The 16,717-nt window shown below is 73.1% G+C and carries 17 protein-coding genes; 16 read left to right on the top strand and 1 reads right to left on the bottom strand.

Annotation, left to right across the window (positions count from 1 at the left end; all coding sequences use genetic code 11):
* Nucleotides 1-5 precede the first annotated feature (5 nt).
* Nucleotides 6-827, bottom strand: coding sequence for an SCO4651 family lipoprotein (locus EV386_RS05965; protein ID WP_130413219.1), 822 nt, complete (start codon nucleotides 825-827; stop codon nucleotides 6-8).
* A gap of 166 nt (nucleotides 828-993) precedes the next feature.
* On the opposite strand from EV386_RS05965, the gene EV386_RS05960 reads away from it, so the two are divergent.
* The 16 genes from EV386_RS05960 to metK all read left to right on the top strand — a co-directional run bounded on the left by EV386_RS05960 (nucleotide 994) and on the right by metK (nucleotide 16,671).
* Complete coding sequence (locus tag EV386_RS05960; RefSeq protein WP_130413217.1) at nucleotides 994-1,386, top strand: hypothetical protein; 393 nt, start codon at nucleotides 994-996, stop codon at nucleotides 1,384-1,386.
* Nucleotides 1,387-1,474: 88 nt separating this feature from the next.
* Nucleotides 1,475-2,038, top strand: coding sequence for an elongation factor P (gene efp, locus EV386_RS05955; protein ID WP_130413215.1), 564 nt, complete (start codon nucleotides 1,475-1,477; stop codon nucleotides 2,036-2,038).
* 37 nt (nucleotides 2,039-2,075) lie between these two features.
* The gene (gene nusB, locus EV386_RS05950) at nucleotides 2,076-2,492 is read left to right on the top strand and encodes a transcription antitermination factor NusB (protein ID WP_130413213.1); all 417 of its coding nucleotides are present in this window, start codon (nucleotides 2,076-2,078) and stop codon (nucleotides 2,490-2,492) included.
* Nucleotides 2,493-2,702: 210 nt separating this feature from the next.
* On the top strand, nucleotides 2,703-3,398 hold the full coding sequence (pyrR, locus tag EV386_RS05945; RefSeq protein ID WP_207216481.1) for a bifunctional pyr operon transcriptional regulator/uracil phosphoribosyltransferase PyrR: 696 nt from the start codon (nucleotides 2,703-2,705) through the stop codon (nucleotides 3,396-3,398).
* Nucleotides 3,395-4,402, top strand: a complete 1,008-nt coding sequence (locus tag EV386_RS05940; RefSeq protein WP_130413211.1) for an aspartate carbamoyltransferase catalytic subunit — start codon at nucleotides 3,395-3,397, stop codon at nucleotides 4,400-4,402. The genes pyrR and EV386_RS05940 overlap by 4 nt, the downstream gene beginning before the upstream one ends.
* A complete protein-coding gene (locus tag EV386_RS05935; RefSeq protein WP_130413209.1) occupies nucleotides 4,402-5,727 on the top strand; it encodes a dihydroorotase in 1,326 nt (441 codons plus the stop codon). The genes EV386_RS05940 and EV386_RS05935 overlap by 1 nt, the downstream gene beginning before the upstream one ends.
* Nucleotides 5,724-6,287, top strand: a complete 564-nt coding sequence (locus EV386_RS05930) for a PH-like domain-containing protein (RefSeq protein WP_130413207.1) — start codon at nucleotides 5,724-5,726, stop codon at nucleotides 6,285-6,287. Before EV386_RS05935 ends, EV386_RS05930 begins: the two co-directional genes overlap by 4 nt.
* A 35-nt stretch (nucleotides 6,288-6,322) precedes the next feature.
* Nucleotides 6,323-7,570 carry a glutamine-hydrolyzing carbamoyl-phosphate synthase small subunit gene (carA, locus tag EV386_RS05925; RefSeq protein WP_207216592.1) on the top strand — a complete coding sequence of 416 codons (1,248 nt, stop codon included), beginning with the start codon at nucleotides 6,323-6,325 and terminating at the stop codon, nucleotides 7,568-7,570.
* The gene (gene carB, locus EV386_RS05920) at nucleotides 7,570-10,923 is read left to right on the top strand and encodes a carbamoyl-phosphate synthase large subunit (protein WP_130413203.1); all 3,354 of its coding nucleotides are present in this window, start codon (nucleotides 7,570-7,572) and stop codon (nucleotides 10,921-10,923) included. The genes carA and carB overlap by 1 nt, the downstream gene beginning before the upstream one ends.
* Entirely contained in the window at nucleotides 10,916-11,770 is an 855-nt protein-coding gene (gene pyrF / locus EV386_RS05915) for an orotidine-5'-phosphate decarboxylase (protein ID WP_130413201.1), read from the top strand. Before carB ends, pyrF begins: the two co-directional genes overlap by 8 nt.
* A 123-nt stretch (nucleotides 11,771-11,893) precedes the next feature.
* Nucleotides 11,894-12,688 carry a DUF899 family protein gene (locus EV386_RS05910; protein ID WP_130413199.1) on the top strand — a complete coding sequence of 265 codons (795 nt, stop codon included), beginning with the start codon at nucleotides 11,894-11,896 and terminating at the stop codon, nucleotides 12,686-12,688.
* Nucleotides 12,689-12,838: 150 nt separating this feature from the next.
* Complete coding sequence (gene mihF / locus EV386_RS05905) at nucleotides 12,839-13,150, top strand: integration host factor, actinobacterial type (RefSeq protein ID WP_130413197.1); 312 nt, start codon at nucleotides 12,839-12,841, stop codon at nucleotides 13,148-13,150.
* Nucleotides 13,143-13,805, top strand: coding sequence for a guanylate kinase (gmk, locus tag EV386_RS05900; protein ID WP_130413195.1), 663 nt, complete (start codon nucleotides 13,143-13,145; stop codon nucleotides 13,803-13,805). The genes mihF and gmk overlap by 8 nt, the downstream gene beginning before the upstream one ends.
* Nucleotides 13,806-13,850: 45 nt before the next feature.
* On the top strand, nucleotides 13,851-14,147 hold the full coding sequence (rpoZ, locus tag EV386_RS05895) for a DNA-directed RNA polymerase subunit omega (RefSeq protein ID WP_130413194.1): 297 nt from the start codon (nucleotides 13,851-13,853) through the stop codon (nucleotides 14,145-14,147).
* A gap of 7 nt (nucleotides 14,148-14,154) precedes the next feature.
* Complete coding sequence (coaBC, locus tag EV386_RS05890) at nucleotides 14,155-15,366, top strand: bifunctional phosphopantothenoylcysteine decarboxylase/phosphopantothenate--cysteine ligase CoaBC (protein ID WP_130413192.1); 1,212 nt, start codon at nucleotides 14,155-14,157, stop codon at nucleotides 15,364-15,366.
* Between the two features lie 102 nt (nucleotides 15,367-15,468).
* A complete protein-coding gene (metK, locus tag EV386_RS05885) occupies nucleotides 15,469-16,671 on the top strand; it encodes a methionine adenosyltransferase (RefSeq protein WP_130413190.1) in 1,203 nt (400 codons plus the stop codon).
* Nucleotides 16,672-16,717 lie beyond the last annotated feature (46 nt).

Here is a 16,717-nt window from a genome sequence, read left to right as displayed (position 1 = left end):
GGCACTCAGAAGCCGGCCTCGGCGGCGGAGATGACCTGCGACGGGTCGGGCGCCTGGATGTCCACGGGCTCGCCCCACCCACTCGCGAGGATCGCGATCGACTGCCCGAGGAACTCGGTGCTGACCGCCAACGGACGGTCCTCCTCGTCCAGGACGTAGTCGTAGACCAGGTCGTCGAGCCCGAGGCCGGCCAGTGCCTCGCCCGTCGATCCGGTGGCGAGGCTGGGGTCGACGGTGACCTTGTACCGCGTCCCCCGCGTCCCGTCGGCGAGCGTCTCGGGGCCCACGAGCTCGACGGCGGTCACCGCGCCCTTGACGTCGTCGATCTGGGCGAACGGGTCGATCTCGAGCTCGTCGGCCAGCGCGGCGGCCCGCTCGCTCCCGGGGTTCTTGAGATCGATCGCGATCCACGTGTCGCCCGCGCCGGGCTGCGGCATGTACATCACCCCGTCGACGAGGGTCACGGTCTGCTCCATGCCTGACGCCGAGAGCGTCATCGTCAAGCGGACGTCACGACCATCCGGCGTGCCCATGTCCACCAACCCGGTGGCGCTCAACGCCCCCTGCAACTCGATTCGCGCGGTCCGCGCCTCGCGCTGAGCCGCCTGCACACGGTCGAGGAAGTTCTCCGCCCGGAGGGGCTCGGGCTGCTGCTGGGGCGTCGACTGGGACGCCGGGGCCGTCGCGTCACCGGCGCCGTCCGCCGACGCGTCGTCCTGCCCGCACCCCACCAGGGCCCCGGCGGTGAGTGCGGCCGCCGCCAGGGCGAGTGCCCTCTTGCGGGCGACGGACTGGACGGCGGGTCGGCTCCGGGCGTGGCGCTGCATCTTCGCTGCTCCTCTCGGCGCGGTCCGTGGGCTGGCCGCGGGCGTCGGCCCATCGTGGCACGGCCCGGGCGCAGGACTCGACGCGGCGGTCAGCAAGCCGGTCCCGGCGGCTGCCCGGCGGCGCGGCGCGGGGATGCTCGCGCCGGGGCCCGCTAGCGTCGCGCCTATGGATGTGGGGCAGGCGCTGGCGTGCGTCGCCGTCGGCGCGGGGTCGCTGGCGGCGTCGGTCGGACTGGGCGCGCTGCTGGTGCCCTGGGTGCTGCGGCGCACCGAGGCTCCCGTCGACGCCGAGGCCGCCGCCGCGCGGGCGCTGGCCGGAGGCGCCTGGATCGGCCTGCTGGAGCGGGCGGGCGTCACCTTGAGCATCCTCGCCGGCTTCCCCGAGGGCGCCGCTGTCGTCGTCGCGATCAAGGGCCTGGGGCGGGTGTACGAGCTGCGCGAGCGGCCCGCGGCGCGGGAGCGGTTCGTCGTCGGGACCCTCGCCTCGGTCGTCTGGGCGGGCGCGTGTGGGCTGCTCGGGCGCGCGGCGATCGCCCTGATCGTCACCGGCCTGGGGTGAGCGGCTACACTTGCCCGGGCTCTTCGCGCCCTCGCAGCTTGACGCGCACCCCCGACCTGCCCCGATAACCAGTAGGGAAGATCCGAACGTGGCTACCTCCAACGACATCAAGAACGGCACCGTGCTCCGCATCGACGGTCAGCTCTGGACGATCATCGAGTTCCAGCACGTCAAGCCGGGCAAGGGTGGCGCGTTCGTCCGCACCAAGATGAAGAACGTGCTCTCGGGCAAGGTCGTCGACAAGACCTTCAACGCGGGCATCAAGGTCGAGACCGCCAACGTCGACCGCCGCGACTTCCAGTACCTGTACATGGACGGCTCGGACTTCGTCTTCATGGACAACGACACCTACGACCAGATCCACGTGTCGGGCGAGACCGTCGGCGACGCCAAGGACTACATGCTCGAGGGCATGAGCGTCCTGGTCGCCTCCAACGAGGGCACGCCGCTGTACGTCGAGCTGCCCGCGTCGGTCGTGCTTGAGATCACCTACACCGAGCCGGGGCTGCAGGGCGACCGCTCGACGGGCGGCACCAAGCCCGCCACGCTCGAGACGGGCAAGGAGATCCAGGTCCCGCTGTTCCTCGAGCAGGGCACCAAGGTCAAGGTCGACACGCGTGACGGGTCGTACCTCGGCCGCGTGAACGACTGAGCCCGCGGGCTCTCCCCAGACGGGAACTGACACGACCATGGGTGCACGCACCAAGGCGCGTAAGCGCGCCGCCGACATCCTCTTCGAGGCGGAGCAGCGCGGCGTCGACGCCGTCGGGCTGCTGCGCGAGCGCGTGGCCCGGCCGTTGACCGAGTCGCCCGTGCCGCAGTACGCGGCCGACGTCGTTGAGGGCGTCAGCGCTCACCGCGACCGCATCGACGAGCTGCTTGAGACGTACTCCAACGGGTGGACGATCGAGCGCATGCCCGCCGTCGACCGCGCCCTGCTGCGCATCGGCGCGTGGGAGATCCTCTTCAACGACGACGTGCCCGACGCCGTCGCGATCGACGAGGCGGTCGACCTGGCCGCGCAACTGTCGACCGACGACTCGCCGTCGTTCGTCAACGGCCTCCTGGCCCGCCTCGTCGACATCAAACCCACCCTCCTCTCCTAACCCCGAGATACCGCAACCCCGCCGAGGTACCGGTCCTCGGTCACGATCCGCGCGATCCGTGACCGGATTCCGGTATCTCGGCGGGGTTTCGGTATGTGGGTGTGAGGGAGGTCGCCTTGGGTGGGGAGGGGGGTGGGGGTCGGGGCGGGTTAGTGTGGGGGGCGCAAGACACCCTTTAACACCGTCCCGTGAGGCGGAGAAGGAGGTCCGGTGAGCCTCGGCCTGCCATCGGTCACCACAGTCCTCGGAGCCGAGGACATTCAGCGGGCGTTGACCCGCATCGCCCACGAGGTGGTCGAACGCTCCCGCGGAGCCGCCGACGTCGTCCTGCTGGGCATCCCCACGCGCGGCGTCCCGCTCGCCCACCGCCTCGCCCAGCGCCTGGCGAGCATCGATCCCGCGTTCGACCCCGTCGCCGCCCTGGGCGAGCTCGACGTGACGATGTACCGCGACGACCTGCGCCGCAACCCCACGCGGGCTGTCGGGGTGACGCGGCTGCCGCAGGCGGGCGTCGACGACAAGGTCGTGGTGCTCGTCGACGACGTCCTGTACTCCGGGCGCACGATCCGCGCCGCGCTCGACGCCCTGAGCGACCTGGGCCGTCCGCGCGCGGTGCGCCTGGCGGCGCTGGTCGACCGCGGCCACCGCGAGCTGCCGATCCGCCCCGACTTCGTGGGCAAGAACCTGCCGACCTCCGCGAGCGAGCGCGTGCTGGTGCGCCTGGCCGATGTCGACGGCGGAAGCGACGCCGTCGTGATCACCGGACGGGTCTCGACAAGCTCGACCGGCGGTGGCGGCTCGACAGGCGGAGGCGGTTCGGCCGGCGGTGGCGGTGCGACCGGCGGGGGCGGTTCGGCCGACGCCGGCCCGTCCACCGACGACGGCGGGGAGGGGGAGTCGCGATGAGGCACCTGCTGTCCACTGACGAGCTGAGCCTCGAGGAGGCCATCCTCGTGCTCGACACCGCAGCGCAGATGGCCGCGACGCAGTCGCGCGAGATCAAGAAGCTGCCGACGCTGCGCGGGCGCACCGTGGTCAACCTCTTCTTCGAGGACTCCACGCGCACGCGCATCTCGTTCGAGACGGCGGCCAAGCGCCTGTCGGCCGACGTCATCAACTTCTCGGCCAAGGGGTCGAGCGTGTCCAAGGGCGAGTCGCTCAAGGACACCGCGCTGACGCTGCACGCCATGGGCGCCGACGCCGTCGTGGTGCGGCACTGGGCCAGCGGCGCGCCGCACCAGCTCGCCCACTCGGGCTGGCTGGGCAGCGCGGACAACCCGGTCGCGGTGCTCAACGCCGGCGACGGCACCCACCAGCACCCCACGCAGGCGCTGCTCGACGCGTTCACGATCCGCCGCCACCTGGTGGGCCGGGTCGGCGGCGCGGGTGGCGACGGCGTCGGGCGGGACCTGGCGGGACTCAAGGTCGCCGTCGTGGGCGACGTGCTGCACTCGCGCGTGGCGCGCTCGAACGTGCGCCTGCTGCGCACGCTCGGCGCGCAGGTGACGCTGGTCGCCCCGCCCACGCTGCTGCCGGTCGGCGTCGAGACCTGGCCGTGCACGACGTCCTACGACCTGGATGAGACGCTCGCCCACGGGCAGCCCGACGCCGTCATGATGCTGCGTGTGCAGCGCGAGCGGATGTCTGGGGGAGCGGGCGCGTTCTTCCCGAGCCCGTTGGAGTACTCGCGCCGCTATGGCCTGGACCACCGGCGCCTGGCGATGCTGCCCGCCCACACCGTCGTCATGCACCCCGGTCCCATGAACCGCGGCCTGGAGATCTCCGCGGAGGCCGCCGACTCGCCCCGCTCGGTGATCGTCGAGCAGGTCGCCAACGGCGTCGCGGTGCGCATGGCCGCCCTGTACCTGCTGCTGGCCGGGGACTCCTCGGCTGAGGGGAGCTCGATCTGATGCCCGCCTACCTGTTGAGGAGCGTGCGCCCGCTCGGCGGCGACCCGGTCGACGTCGTTCTCGGCGGACCGGGCGCGGAGGGGACGATCGCGCAGATCACGCCCCCCGGAGCCGCGGTGGCGCCGGACGGCGACGTCGTCGAGGTCGACGGCGCGGGCCTGGTGGCGCTGCCCGGCCTGGTGGACCTGCACACGCACCTGCGCGAGCCGGGTCGTGAGGACGCCGAGACGGTCCGCTCGGGCACGCGCGCCGCGGCCGCGGGCGGGTTCACCGCCGTGCACGCCATGGCGAACACCTCGCCCGTGGCCGACACCGCCGGTGTGGTCGAGCAGGTGTGGCGGCTGGGCGAGGAGGCCGGCTGGGTCGACGTCTTCCCGGTCGGCGCGGTGACGGTCGGGCTCGACGGCGAGCGGCTCGCCGAGCTGGGCGCGATGGCCGACTCGAAGGCGCGCGTGCGCGTGTTCTCCGACGACGGCAAGTGCGTGCACGACCCGGTGCTGATGCGCCGCGCGCTGGAGTACGTCAAGGCGTTCGACGGCGTGATCGCCCAGCACGCGCAGGAGCCGCGGCTGACCGAGGGCTCGCAGATGCACGAGGGCGTCGTCTCGGCGGAGATCGGGCTGGCGGGCTGGCCCGCGGTCGCCGAGGAGGCCATCATCGCGCGTGACGTGCTGCTGGCCGAGCATGTCGGCTCGCGCCTGCACGTGTGCCACCTGTCCACGCGCGGCAGTGTCGAGATCGTGCGCTGGGCCAAGGCGCGCGGCATCGCCGTGACCGCGGAGGCCACGCCGCACCACCTGCTGCTGACCGACGACCTGGCTCGCGGCTACGACCCCCGGTTCAAGGTCAACCCGCCGCTGCGCACGGCCGACGACGTCGAGGCGGTCCGCGAGGGCCTGGCCGACGGCACCATCGACATCGTCGCGACCGACCACGCGCCACACCCGCGTGAGGACAAGGACTGCGAGTGGGCCGCCGCCGCGTTCGGCATGACGGGCCTGGAGACCGCCCTGTCGGTGGTGCAGGAGACCATGGTCGACACGGGCCGGCTGACCTGGGCGGACGTCGCGCGCGTGCTGTCGGGCGCCCCGGCCCGCATCGGCCGCGTCGCAGACCGCCACGGACGTCCCATCGCGGTGGGAGAGCCCGCCAACCTGGTGCTGGTCGACCCGGCCGCGCGGCGCGTGGTCGACGGCGCGACGCAGGAGACGGCGTCGGCCAACACCCCGCTGCAGGGCCGCGAGATCCCGGGCCGGGTGGTCGCCACGTTCCTGCGTGGGCGCGCCACCGTGTTCGACGGCGCTCCGGTCGAGGCGGACGCATGAGCCTGCCGATGCCGGTCGCGGTCGGCATGTGGATCGTGATCGGCGTGCTGCTGCTGCTCGTGGTGCTCGGCGGGCGCCGCCGCCTCGCGCGGCGCACCGGCCGGCTCGTGCCCACGCCGCCCGCGGCGCCGCCCGCCGACGACCTCGGCCCTGCGCGACTGGGCCCGATCGAGGCGACATACGTCTCCACGACGCTCGCGGGCGACTGGCTCGCGCGCGTCGGCGCCCACGGCCTGGGTGACCGCGCGGCCGCGCGGGTCAGCGTGCACGACGCCGGGGTGCTCGTGGCGCGCGCGGGCGCCGCCGACGTGTTCGTACCCGCTGACGCGCTGCGCGGCGTAGGGCTGGCGCCCGGCATGGCGGGCAAGTACGTCGGGGCGGACGGCCTCCTCGTGCTGACCTGGCTGGCCCCGTCCGACGGGCGGGTGCGCGCCGTCGAGCTCGACACGGGGCTGCGCACGCGCCACCCCGCTGACAAGACCCGTCTCCTCGAGGCCGTGCGGAGCCTGACCGCCGCGCCCGACGAGACGACCGAGACACTCCCGAAGGAGACCCCGTGACCGACGCCACGACGCTCAGCACGACCGTCGCCCCGATCGCCGGACCAACCGGCGGCTCGGCCGTCCTGGTGCTCGAGGACGGCACCGTGGCCCGCGGGCGCGCGCATGGCGCCCGCGGCGCGACGCTGGGCGAGATCGTCTTCTCGACCGGCATGACCGGCTACCAGGAGACGCTGACCGACCCGTCCTACCACCGCCAGATCGTCGTGATGACCGCGCCCCACATCGGCAACACGGGCGTCAACGACGAGGACCCCGAGTCGGGCCGCATCTGGGTCGCCGGCTGGGTCGTGCGCGACCCCGCCCGCCGCGTGTCCAACTGGCGCGCGCGCCGCTCGCTGGACGAGGAGCTCGCCGCGCAGGGCGTGGTCGGCATCAGCGACGTCGACACCCGCTTCCTGACCCGTCATCTGCGCGAGCTGGGCGTCATGCGCGCCGGGGTGTTCTCGGGTGACGCCCTCCTCGACGCCGCCGGCCACGAGCGCCCGATCGGCGAGCTGGTCGCCGCCGTCAAGGCGGCCGCGCCCATGGCGGGCGCCGACCTGGCCCGCGAGGTCTCCACGCGTGAGGCGTACGTCGTCGAGCCCACGGGCGAGTTCGCCGGACGCGAGCCGGTGGCGACCGTCGTCGCCGTCGACCTGGGCATCAAGGCCATGACCCCGCAGCGGCTCGCCGAGCGCGGCGTGCGTGTGCACGTGGTCCCGCAGTCGTCGACGTTCGACGACGTCGCGGCCCTGCTGCCCGACGACGGCGCGCGCGGCGTCTTCTTCTCCAACGGCCCCGGGGACCCGGGCGCCGCCACGCACGAGGTCGAGCTGCTGCGCCAGGTGCTCGACGCGCGCATCCCGTTCTTCGGCATCTGCTTCGGCAACCAGCTGTTCGGGCGCGCGCTCGGGTTCGGGACCTACAAGCTCGGCTACGGGCACCGCGGCATCAACCAGCCCGTGCTCGACCGCACGACCGGCAAGGTCGAGGTCACCGCGCACAACCACGGCTTCGCCGTCGAGGCGCCGCTGGACGCCGTGAGCGCGGCGCCGCACAAGTCCGCCTACGGCCGCGTCGTCGTCTCGCACATCGGGCTCAACGACCAGGTCGTCGAGGGGCTCACCGCCCTCGACCTGCCCGCCTTCTCGGTCCAGTACCACCCCGAGGCCGCCGCCGGACCCCACGACTCGGCCTACCTCTTCGACCGCTTCGTCGAGCTCATGCGCACGGGCGAGCCCGTGGCCGTCCCGGCCGCCGTCGTCGCCGAGCTCGCCACCACCTCCGAGATGGAGAACTGATGCCCCGCCGTACCGACATCTCGTCCGTCCTCGTCATCGGCTCGGGCCCCATCGTCATCGGGCAGGCCTGCGAGTTCGACTACTCGGGCACCCAGGCGTGCCGCGTGCTCAAGGAGGAGGGCTTGCGCGTCGTGCTGGTCAACTCCAACCCGGCCACGATCATGACCGACCCGGAGTTCGCCGACGCGACCTACGTCGAGCCCATCACCACCGAGGTGCTGACCTCGATCATCGCCAAGGAGCGCCCCGACGCGCTGCTGCCCACCCTGGGCGGGCAGACGGCGCTCAACGCCGCCATCGCGCTGGACGAGGCGGGCGTGCTCGCCCAGTACGACGTCGAGCTCATCGGCGCCTCGATCCCCGCCATCCAGAAGGGCGAGGACCGCGAGCAGTTCCGCGACGTCGTCGCGCGCTGCGGCGGCGAGTCGGCCCGCTCGCACATCGTGCACACCATCGACCAGGCGATCGCGGCCGCCGAGGACCTGGGCTACCCCATGGTCGTGCGCCCGTCCTTCACCATGGGCGGCCTCGGCTCGGGCATGGCCTACGACGAGGCCGACCTGCGCCGCATCGTGGGTCAGGGCCTGCACTACTCGCCGACCACCGAGGTGCTCCTGGAGGAGTCGATCCTGGGGTGGAAGGAGTACGAGCTCGAGCTCATGCGCGACCGCGACGACAACGTCGTGGTCGTCTGCTCGATCGAGAACGTCGATCCCGTGGGCGTGCACACCGGCGACTCGGTGACCGTGGCGCCCGCGCTCACTCTCACCGACCGCGAGTACCAGCGGCTGCGCGACATCGGCATCGCCGTCATCCGCGAGGTCGGCGTCGACACCGGCGGCTGCAACATCCAGTTCGCCGTCGACCCCGACACCGGGCGGATCATCGTCATCGAGATGAACCCGCGCGTGTCGCGGTCCTCGGCGCTGGCGTCCAAGGCGACCGGCTTCCCGATCGCCAAGATCGCCGCCAAGCTCGCCGTGGGGTACACGCTCGACGAGATCCCCAACGACATCACGCGGGTGACCCCCGCCTCGTTCGAGCCCACGCTCGACTACGTCGTGGTCAAGGTCCCCCGCTTCGCGTTCGAGAAGTTCCCCGCCGCCGACGACACGCTGACCACCACCATGAAGTCGGTCGGTGAGGCCATGGCGCTGGGGCGCAACTTCACCGAGGCGCTCGGCAAGGCGCTGCGCTCGATCGACAAGCCCGGCGTGCAGTTCCACTGGGACGGCGAGCCCGTCGCAGGTGAGGCGCTGGACGCGCTGCTCGCCGACATCGCGCGTCCCACCGAGCTGCGGATGGTCGGCGTCCAGCAGGCCCTGCGGGGCGGGGCGAGCGTCGAGCGGGTCTTCGAGGCCACCAAGATCGACCCCTGGTTCCTCGACCAGATCCAGCTCATCAACGAGGTCGCGGCCGAGGTCGCCGCGGCGCCCACCCTCACCCAGGACGTCCTGCGCGGGGCCAAGCGCCACGGCCTGTCCGACCGGCAGATCGCCTCGCTGCGCCGCATGGGGCCCGCCGGCGAGCAGTCGGTGCGCGAGATCCGCCACGCGCTCGGCGTCCGCCCCGTGTTCAAGACGGTCGACACGTGCGCAGCCGAGTTCGCCGCCACGACGCCCTACCACTACTCGTCCTACGACCAGGAGACCGAGGTCGCCCCGCGCGAGCGCGAGGCCGTCATCATCTTGGGATCGGGCCCCAACCGCATCGGCCAGGGCATCGAGTTCGACTACTCGTGCGTGCACGCGACCCTCACGCTCGCCGAGAAGTACGAGACCGTCATGGTCAACTGCAACCCCGAGACGGTCTCGACCGACTACGACACCAGCGACCGCCTCTACTTCGAGCCCCTCACCTTCGAGGACGTGCTCGAGGTCTACCAGGCCGAGCTCGCCGCCGGCCCCGTCAAGGGCATCATCGTCCAGCTCGGCGGGCAGACGCCGCTCTCGCTCGCCCAGCGCCTGGCGGACGCCGGGCTGCCCGTGCTGGGCACCAGCCCCGAGGCCATCGACGCCGCCGAGGACCGCGGCCTGTTCGGCCAGGTGCTCGTCGACGCCGGCCTGCCGGCGCCCGCGTTCGGCACCGCCCGCACGCTCGCCCAGGCCGTCGAGGTCGCCGAGCGCATCGGCTACCCGGTGCTCGTGCGCCCCTCGTACGTGCTGGGCGGACGCGGCATGGAGATCGTCTACTCCCGCGAGCAGCTGACCACCTACGTCGAGCGGGCCATCGACGCCGCCCGCGCGAGCGTCGCCTCGACGGGCACGGCGCTGGCGGCCCCGCTGTTGATCGACCGGTTCCTCGACAACGGCATCGAGATCGACGTCGACGCGCTCTACGACGGCGAGGAGCTGTTCCTCGGCGGCGTCATGGAGCACATCGAGGAGGCGGGCATCCACTCGGGCGACTCGGCGTGCGTGCTGCCGCCGGTGTCCCTCAGCGAGCACGAGGTCGAGCGCATCCGCCGCTCGACCGAGGCGATCGCCCGCGGCGTCGGCGTGCGCGGCCTGCTCAACGTGCAGTACGCGCTGGTCAGCGACGTGCTGTACGTGCTGGAGGCCAACCCGCGCGCGTCGCGCACCGTCCCGTTCGTCTCCAAGGCGACGGGCGTCTCGCTGGCCAAGGCCGCGGCGCGCGTCATGGTGGGCGAGTCGATCGCCGACCTGCGCGCCGAGGGCTTCCTGCCGGCGCGCGGCGACGGCGGCACGCTCGACTTGGGGGCGCCGCTCGCAGTCAAGGAGGCGGTGCTGCCGTTCAAGCGGTTCCGCACCGCCGACGGGCATGTGGTCGACACCGTGCTGGGCCCCGAGATGCGCTCGACGGGCGAGGTCATGGGCCTTGACGCCGACTTCCCGCGGGCCTTCGCCAAGTCGCAGGCGGCGGCGTTCGGCGGGCTCCCGACGTCGGGGCGGGTGTTCGTGTCGGTCGCCGACCGCGACAAGCGCGCGATCGTGTTCCCGGCCAAGAAGCTCACCGAGCTCGGCTTCGAGCTGTTGGCCACGGCCGGAACCGCCCAGGTGCTCAAGCGCAGCGGCATCCCCGCGCGGGTGGTGCGCAAGTTCTCCGAGGGGCGCGGCCCCGACGGCGAGCCCACCATCGTGGACCTCATCTCGGCGGGCGAGGTCGACCTCGTGGTCAACTCGCCCTCGGGCCAGGGCGCGCGCGCCGACGGGTATGAGATCCGCGCCGCCACGACCGCGGCCGACAAGCCGATCGTCACGACCGTCGACCAGCTGGGCGCCGCGGTGCAAGGCATCGAGGCGATCATCGCCGGCCCGTTCGCGGTCGGCAGCCTGCAGGAGCACACCGCGGCGACCAACGCCCGCCTGAGCCGGGGGCCGATCCATGGCTGAGCGGGCGGCCTTCGGGGCGCGCCTGGCGGCGGCGATGGACGACCTGGGGCCGCTGTGCGTCGGCGTCGACCCCCACGCGTCCTTGCTGGACGCGTGGGGCCTGAGCGACGACGCCGCCGGCCTGCGCGAGTTCTCGCTGCGCGTGGTCGAGGCGGTCGGCGGGCGGGTGGCGGCGGTCAAGCCGCAGGCGGCGTTCTACGAGCGCCATGGCTCGGCGGGCGTCGCGGTGCTTGAGGAGACGATCGCGGCGGCGCGCGCCGCGGGCACGCTCGTCGTCGTCGACGCCAAGCGCGGCGACATCGGCTCGACCATGGCCGCCTATGCCGAGGCGTTCTTGCGCGACGGCTCGCCCCTGGCGGGCGACGCGCTGACCGTCTCGCCGTACCTCGGGTTCGGCTCGCTCGCCCCGGCCGTCGAGCTGGCGCGGGCCACGGGCCGCGGGCTGTTCGTGCTGTGCCTGACGTCGAACCCCGAGGGGGCGCAGGTGCAGCACGCCGTCACGTCGTCCGGGGTGTCGGTCGCCGCGACCATGGCCGCGCAGGCCGCCGCGCTCAATGCCGGGGCCGACCCGCTGGGCTCGGTCGGCCTCGTCGTCGGCGCCACCATCGGCGACGCGGCACGCGCGACGGCGACCGACCTGGAGGCGGTCAACGGCCCGCTGCTGGCGCCGGGGGTGGGCGCGCAGGGCGCGGGCGCGGCCGAGCTGTCCGCGGTGTTCGGGCGGGCGCGCGCGCAGGTGCTGGCGTCCTCGTCGCGCGGCGTGCTGCGCGCCGGCCCCGACGTCGCGGCGCTGCGGGCGGCGGCCGTGGCGGCGGTCGACGAGGCGCGGGCGGCGCTGCGCGGCTGAGGGGCGGTCGGGTCGCTCGCCCCGCCGCGGGTGAGGCGACGGGCGCGGGATGTGGGCGATCAGTTTCGGCGGTCCACCTCGTCGGAAGGACGGCACACCGTCCCGCCGACCCGGAGGCCCACCATGTCCACGCCCCTGTCCACGCCGACCGCACACCGCCCCGAGGAGCCCGAGGCTCCGGTCCCGACCGTCGTCGACCGCGCCGCTTGGGACGCCGCCTACGAGCGCCTGCTGGTGCGTGAGAAGGCCCACACCCACGCCGGGGACGCGCTCGCCGCGGCTCGCCGGCGCATGCCGATGACCGAGGTCCCGGTCGTCGACGTCGTCGGGCCGCAGGGACCGGTGAGCCTGCTCGACCTGTTCGACGGGCGTGACCAACTGGTGGTCTACAAGCACATGGCCCACGTGGGCGAGCCGCTGTCCCACCAGTGCGAGGGATGCACGCTGAGCGTCTCCGGGGTCCACGAGCCGTCGTACCTGCACGCGCGCGGACTGTCGCTCGCGGTGCTGTTCGAGGGCCCGTGGGAGCTGGCGCGTGAGCTGCGCGACTTCATGGGCTACACCGTCCCGTGGTACTCGGTGGCCGAGGTGGACGAGCCGACGTTCGGCGCGGACTTCGGCGAGTGGCTGTGGCTGCTGCGCCGCGGCCAGAGCGTGTACCTCACCTACCGTGTCACGGGGCGGGGGACCGAGGCCATCGTGCCCTCGACGCAGCTGATCGACCGCGGCGTCTACGGGCGCGGGGAGCGGTGGGAGGACTCGCCCGCACACTGGCCGCAGCCGCACGGCCCCGGAGGCTTCTGGCGGGTCGAGGGGCGCCCGACGCCGCAGTGGGCGCGTCTGGCGGCGGGGGCGGTGGACACGCACCACGCCGCCACGGCCCACGGGGTCGAGCACGCACACGCGCACGAGCGGTAGGCACACAAAAGCGCGCACGTATGACGATCGCGCGCTCGTTTGACGGGCACTCGGCGCCTACCGGCGCGCCCGGATTGCCGCTCACGCAGGTCACCGTTACTTTCGTCGGAGTAACACCGCCCCATCGGCTCGACAGAGTAGGTGACTTGCGTGGCCCTTCCTCCTCTTACCCCGGAGCAGCGCGCCGCAGCCCTTGAGAAGGCTGCCGAGGCACGCCGCGTGCGTGCGGAGATCAAGAACCGCCTGAAGTACTCCCAGGGATCGCTCAAGGATGTGATCGAGCAGGGGCAGACCGACGACGTCGTGGGCAAGCTCAAGGTCGTCGCCCTGCTCGAGTCCCTCCCGGGGGTCGGTAAAGTGAAGGCCCGGGCGATCATGGAAGAAGTCGGGATCGCCGAGACCCGTCGCGTCCGGGGCCTGGGCCCCCACCAGGCCGCGGCGCTCATCGAGAGGTTTGGCTGACATTTCCGCACTCCCCGCCGCCACCGGCGCGGCACGACTGACCGTCCTCGCCGGGCCCACCGCGGTGGGGAAGGGCACTGTCTCGGCTGACGTGCGCGCCCGCTACCCGCAGGTGTGGCTGTCGGTCTCGGCGACGACGCGCGCGCCGCGCCCCGGCGAGGTGGACGGCGTCCACTACCTGTTCGTCTCGCCCGACCAGTTCGACCGCATGGTCGCCGCGGGGGAGATGTTGGAGTGGGCGGTCGTGCACGGCCGCAACCGGTACGGCACGCCGCGTGGACCCGTCGAGGAGCACCTGGCGGCCGGTGTGCCGACGTTGCTGGAGATCGACCTGCAGGGCGCGCGCCAGGTGCGCGAGTCGGCGCGCGCGTCAGGGTTGGACGCGCTGTTCGTCTTCCTCGCTCCGCCGAGCTTCGAGGAGTTGGAGCGGCGCCTGGTCGGTCGCGGCACCGAGGACGCCGAGGAGCGCGAGCGGCGCCTGGCCACGGCCAGGGTCGAGTTGGCGGCCGAGGCGGAGTTCGATGTGACGATCGTCAACGACGACGTGCGCCGGGCGACGGACGAGCTCGTGCGTCACCTGGGCCTGGACCCGGACGGCGGCGCGGGCCGCGTGACGCCGAGCGCCGTGGGAGGGAACGCGCAGGTCGGCGGGTAGACTGTCCGCCAGAACCTGTCCTTCCTCCCTTTTGGAGCGTGAACTATGGCCGGTACCGTGGCCCAGCCCATCGGCATCACCGACCCCCCGATCGACGAGCTGCTCGAGAAGACCGACTCCAAGTACGGCCTGGTGCTCTACGCGGCCAAGCGCGCCCGCCAGATCAACGCCTACTACTCGCAGCTCAACGAGGGCCTGCTGGAGAACGTCGGCCCGCTGGTCGACGTGCGCGCGCAGGAGAAGCCGCTGTCGATCGCGATGCGCGAGATCAACGAGGGTCTGCTGACCTCGACGCCGATCGAGGAGACCGAGGTCGCCGAGGAACTCCCCGAGGGCTTCTGACCCTGCGATGAGGATCGTCCTGGGTGTCAGCGGCGGCATCGCGGCGTACAAGGCGGTGCTGCTGCTGCGCCTCCTGCGGGAGGCGGGCCACGCCGTGCGGGTGATCCCCACGCAGGCAGCGCTGCGGTTCGTGGGCTCGCCCACCTGGGAGGCGTTGTCGGGTGAGCCCGTCAGCGCCGAGGTGTTCGACGACGTCGCGCACGTGCCGCATGTCGCGCTCGGTCAGGGCGCGGACCTGGTGGTCGTGGCGCCGGCGACAGCCGACCTGCTCGCGCGCGCGGCCGCGGGCCGTGCCGACGACCTGCTGACCTCGACGCTGCTGACGGCCCGCTGCCCCGTGGTCATGGCCCCGGCCATGCACACGGAGATGTGGGAGCACGCGGCCACCCGCGCCAACGTCAGGCTGCTGCGCGAGCGCGGTGTGCACGTCATCGAGCCTGCGAGTGGGCGGCTGACGGGGGCGGACACCGGAGCGGGACGACTGCCCGAGCCGCAGGACATCGCGCGTGAGGCGCTCGCCGTGGCGAACGCCGCGCGCGCCCCGCAGGACCTCGCCGGCTGTCACGTGGTGGTCTCGGCGGGTGGCACGCGCGAGCCCATCGACCCGGTCCGGTGGATCGGCAACCGCTCGACGGGGCGCCAGGGCTTGGCGCTCGCCGAGGCGGCGCGCGCCCGCGGGGCGCGGGTCACCCTCGTGGCGGCGAACTTGGAGATCGCAGGCGCGCAGGCGGCCGCGGACGACGTGGTGAGCGTCGAGTCGACGGCGCAGTTGCGCGACGCGGTGCGGGCGGCCGGCGCGAGCGCCGACGTCGTCGTCATGGCCGCGGCGGTCGCGGACTTCCGCCCGGCGGCGCCCAGCGAGGCGAAGATCAAGAAGGCGCCCGGCCGGGGCCCGGCGCCCATCGAGCTCGTCGAGAACCCCGACATCCTGGCCGGGCTGGTGCGCGAGCGGCTGCGCGAGGGTCAGGTGGTGGTGGGCTTCGCCGCCGAGACCGGCGACGCGAGCGGCAGCGTGCTCGACCACGGCCGCGCCAAGGCGCTGCGCAAGGGGGCCGACCTGCTCGCGGTCAACGCCGTGGGCGCGGGCCGCGGGTTCGGCACACCCGACAACGAGGTGTGGGTGCTCGACGCGGCGGGCGAGCAGGTCGCGTACGCGACCGGGAGCAAGCGGCAGGTCGCCGACGCTCTGTGGGACGCGGTGGCCAAGCTGCGCGGCTGACCGCGTGTCGCAGTGCGACACGCCGATCCGTTGTCCGAGGTGCGAGACATCACGGGGCTCTTGGTGCGGTTGGGAGCGGAGTTCGGCCGTAGGCTGTTCGGCATGACCGAAGCCCTGCGCCTGTTCACGTCCGAGTCTGTGACCGAGGGTCATCCGGACAAGGTCTGCGACCAGATCTCCGACGCCGTCCTCGACGCGCTGCTCGAGCAGGACCCGACCTCGCGCGTCGCCGTCGAGACGATGGTCACCACGGGCCTTGTGCATGTCGCCGGTGAGGTCACCACCAGCGCGTATGTCGAGATTCCGCAGATCGTGCGGGACGTGGTCAAGCGCATCGGCTACACGTCGTCGGCGATCGGGTTCGACGGCGCGTCGTGCGGCGTGTCGGTCTCGATCGGCCAGCAGTCGCCCGACATCGCGCAGGGTGTCGACAAGTCGGCCGAGCAGCGCGATGACGCCGCCGACCACGATCCGCTCGACGCCCAGGGCGCCGGCGACCAGGGCCTGATGTTCGGGTACGCGTGCGATGAGACGCCGCAGCTCATGCCGCTGCCCATCTGGCTCTCGCACCGGCTCGCCGAGCGTCTGGCCGCGGTGCGCCGCACCGGTGAGGTCCGCGGACTGCGCCCCGACGGCAAGACCCAGGTGACCGTCGCCTACGACGGCGACCGTCCCGTGCGCCTGGACAGCGTGGTCGTCTCGACGCAGCACGACGCCGACGTGCTCCAGGAGACCCTCTTCAAGGAGGTCGCCGACAAGGTCGTGGCGCCCGTGCTGGAGGCGGTCGACCTCGACGTGTCCGAGCACCGGCTCTACGTCAACCCGACCGGCAAGTTCGTGATCGGCGGACCGCAGGGTGACGCGGGGCTGACGGGGCGCAAGATCATCGTCGACACCTACGGCGGCATGGCGCGCCACGGCGGCGGCGCGTTCTCGGGCAAGGACCCGTCGAAGGTCGACCGCTCCGCGGCGTACGCGATGCGCTGGGTCGCCAAGAACGTCGTCGCGGCGGGGCTGGCGCGCCGCTGCGAGGTGCAGGTCGCCTACGCGATCGGCCGCGCGCACCCCGTGGGCCTGTACGTCGAGACCTTCGGCACCGAGTCGGTCCCGGTCGAGCGCATCCGCGCCGCCATCGAGGCAGTGTTCGACCTGCGCCCGGCGGCCATCATCGCGGACCTGCAGCTCCTGCGGCCCATCTACGCCAAGACGGCCACCTACGGGCACTTCGGGCGCGAGCTGCCCGAGTTCACGTGGGAGCGCACGGACCGCGTCGCGGCGCTCCAGGCCGCGGTGGGCGCCGCCTGAGTCGGGTGCGTCGCCAGCGCCCGGTGTCGGCGGCGTGTGGTGAGGT

Source organism: Xylanimonas ulmi, from assembly GCF_004216535.1.
In the GTDB taxonomy this organism is placed as follows: Bacteria; Actinomycetota; Actinomycetes; order Actinomycetales; family Cellulomonadaceae; genus Xylanimonas; species Xylanimonas ulmi.
This window is presented reverse-complemented; position numbering and strand designations above follow the sequence as displayed.

Coding starts and splice junctions, on each gene's coding strand:
- EV386_RS05910 (WP_130413199.1), top strand. CDS start 11,894: ATGTCCACGCCCCTGTCCACGCCGACCGCACACCGCCCCGAGGAGCCC.
- pyrF (WP_130413201.1), top strand. CDS start 10,916: ATGGCTGAGCGGGCGGCCTTCGGGGCGCGCCTGGCGGCGGCGATGGAC.
- EV386_RS05960 (WP_130413217.1), top strand. CDS start 994: ATGGATGTGGGGCAGGCGCTGGCGTGCGTCGCCGTCGGCGCGGGGTCG.
- EV386_RS05935 (WP_130413209.1), top strand. CDS start 4,402: ATGCCCGCCTACCTGTTGAGGAGCGTGCGCCCGCTCGGCGGCGACCCG.
- coaBC (WP_130413192.1), top strand. CDS start 14,155: ATGAGGATCGTCCTGGGTGTCAGCGGCGGCATCGCGGCGTACAAGGCG.
- EV386_RS05965 (WP_130413219.1), bottom strand. CDS start 827: ATGCAGCGCCACGCCCGGAGCCGACCCGCCGTCCAGTCCGTCGCCCGC.
- carB (WP_130413203.1), top strand. CDS start 7,570: ATGCCCCGCCGTACCGACATCTCGTCCGTCCTCGTCATCGGCTCGGGC.
- nusB (WP_130413213.1), top strand. CDS start 2,076: ATGGGTGCACGCACCAAGGCGCGTAAGCGCGCCGCCGACATCCTCTTC.
- rpoZ (WP_130413194.1), top strand. CDS start 13,851: ATGGCCGGTACCGTGGCCCAGCCCATCGGCATCACCGACCCCCCGATC.
- metK (WP_130413190.1), top strand. CDS start 15,469: ATGACCGAAGCCCTGCGCCTGTTCACGTCCGAGTCTGTGACCGAGGGT.
- EV386_RS05940 (WP_130413211.1), top strand. CDS start 3,395: ATGAGGCACCTGCTGTCCACTGACGAGCTGAGCCTCGAGGAGGCCATC.
- EV386_RS05930 (WP_130413207.1), top strand. CDS start 5,724: ATGAGCCTGCCGATGCCGGTCGCGGTCGGCATGTGGATCGTGATCGGC.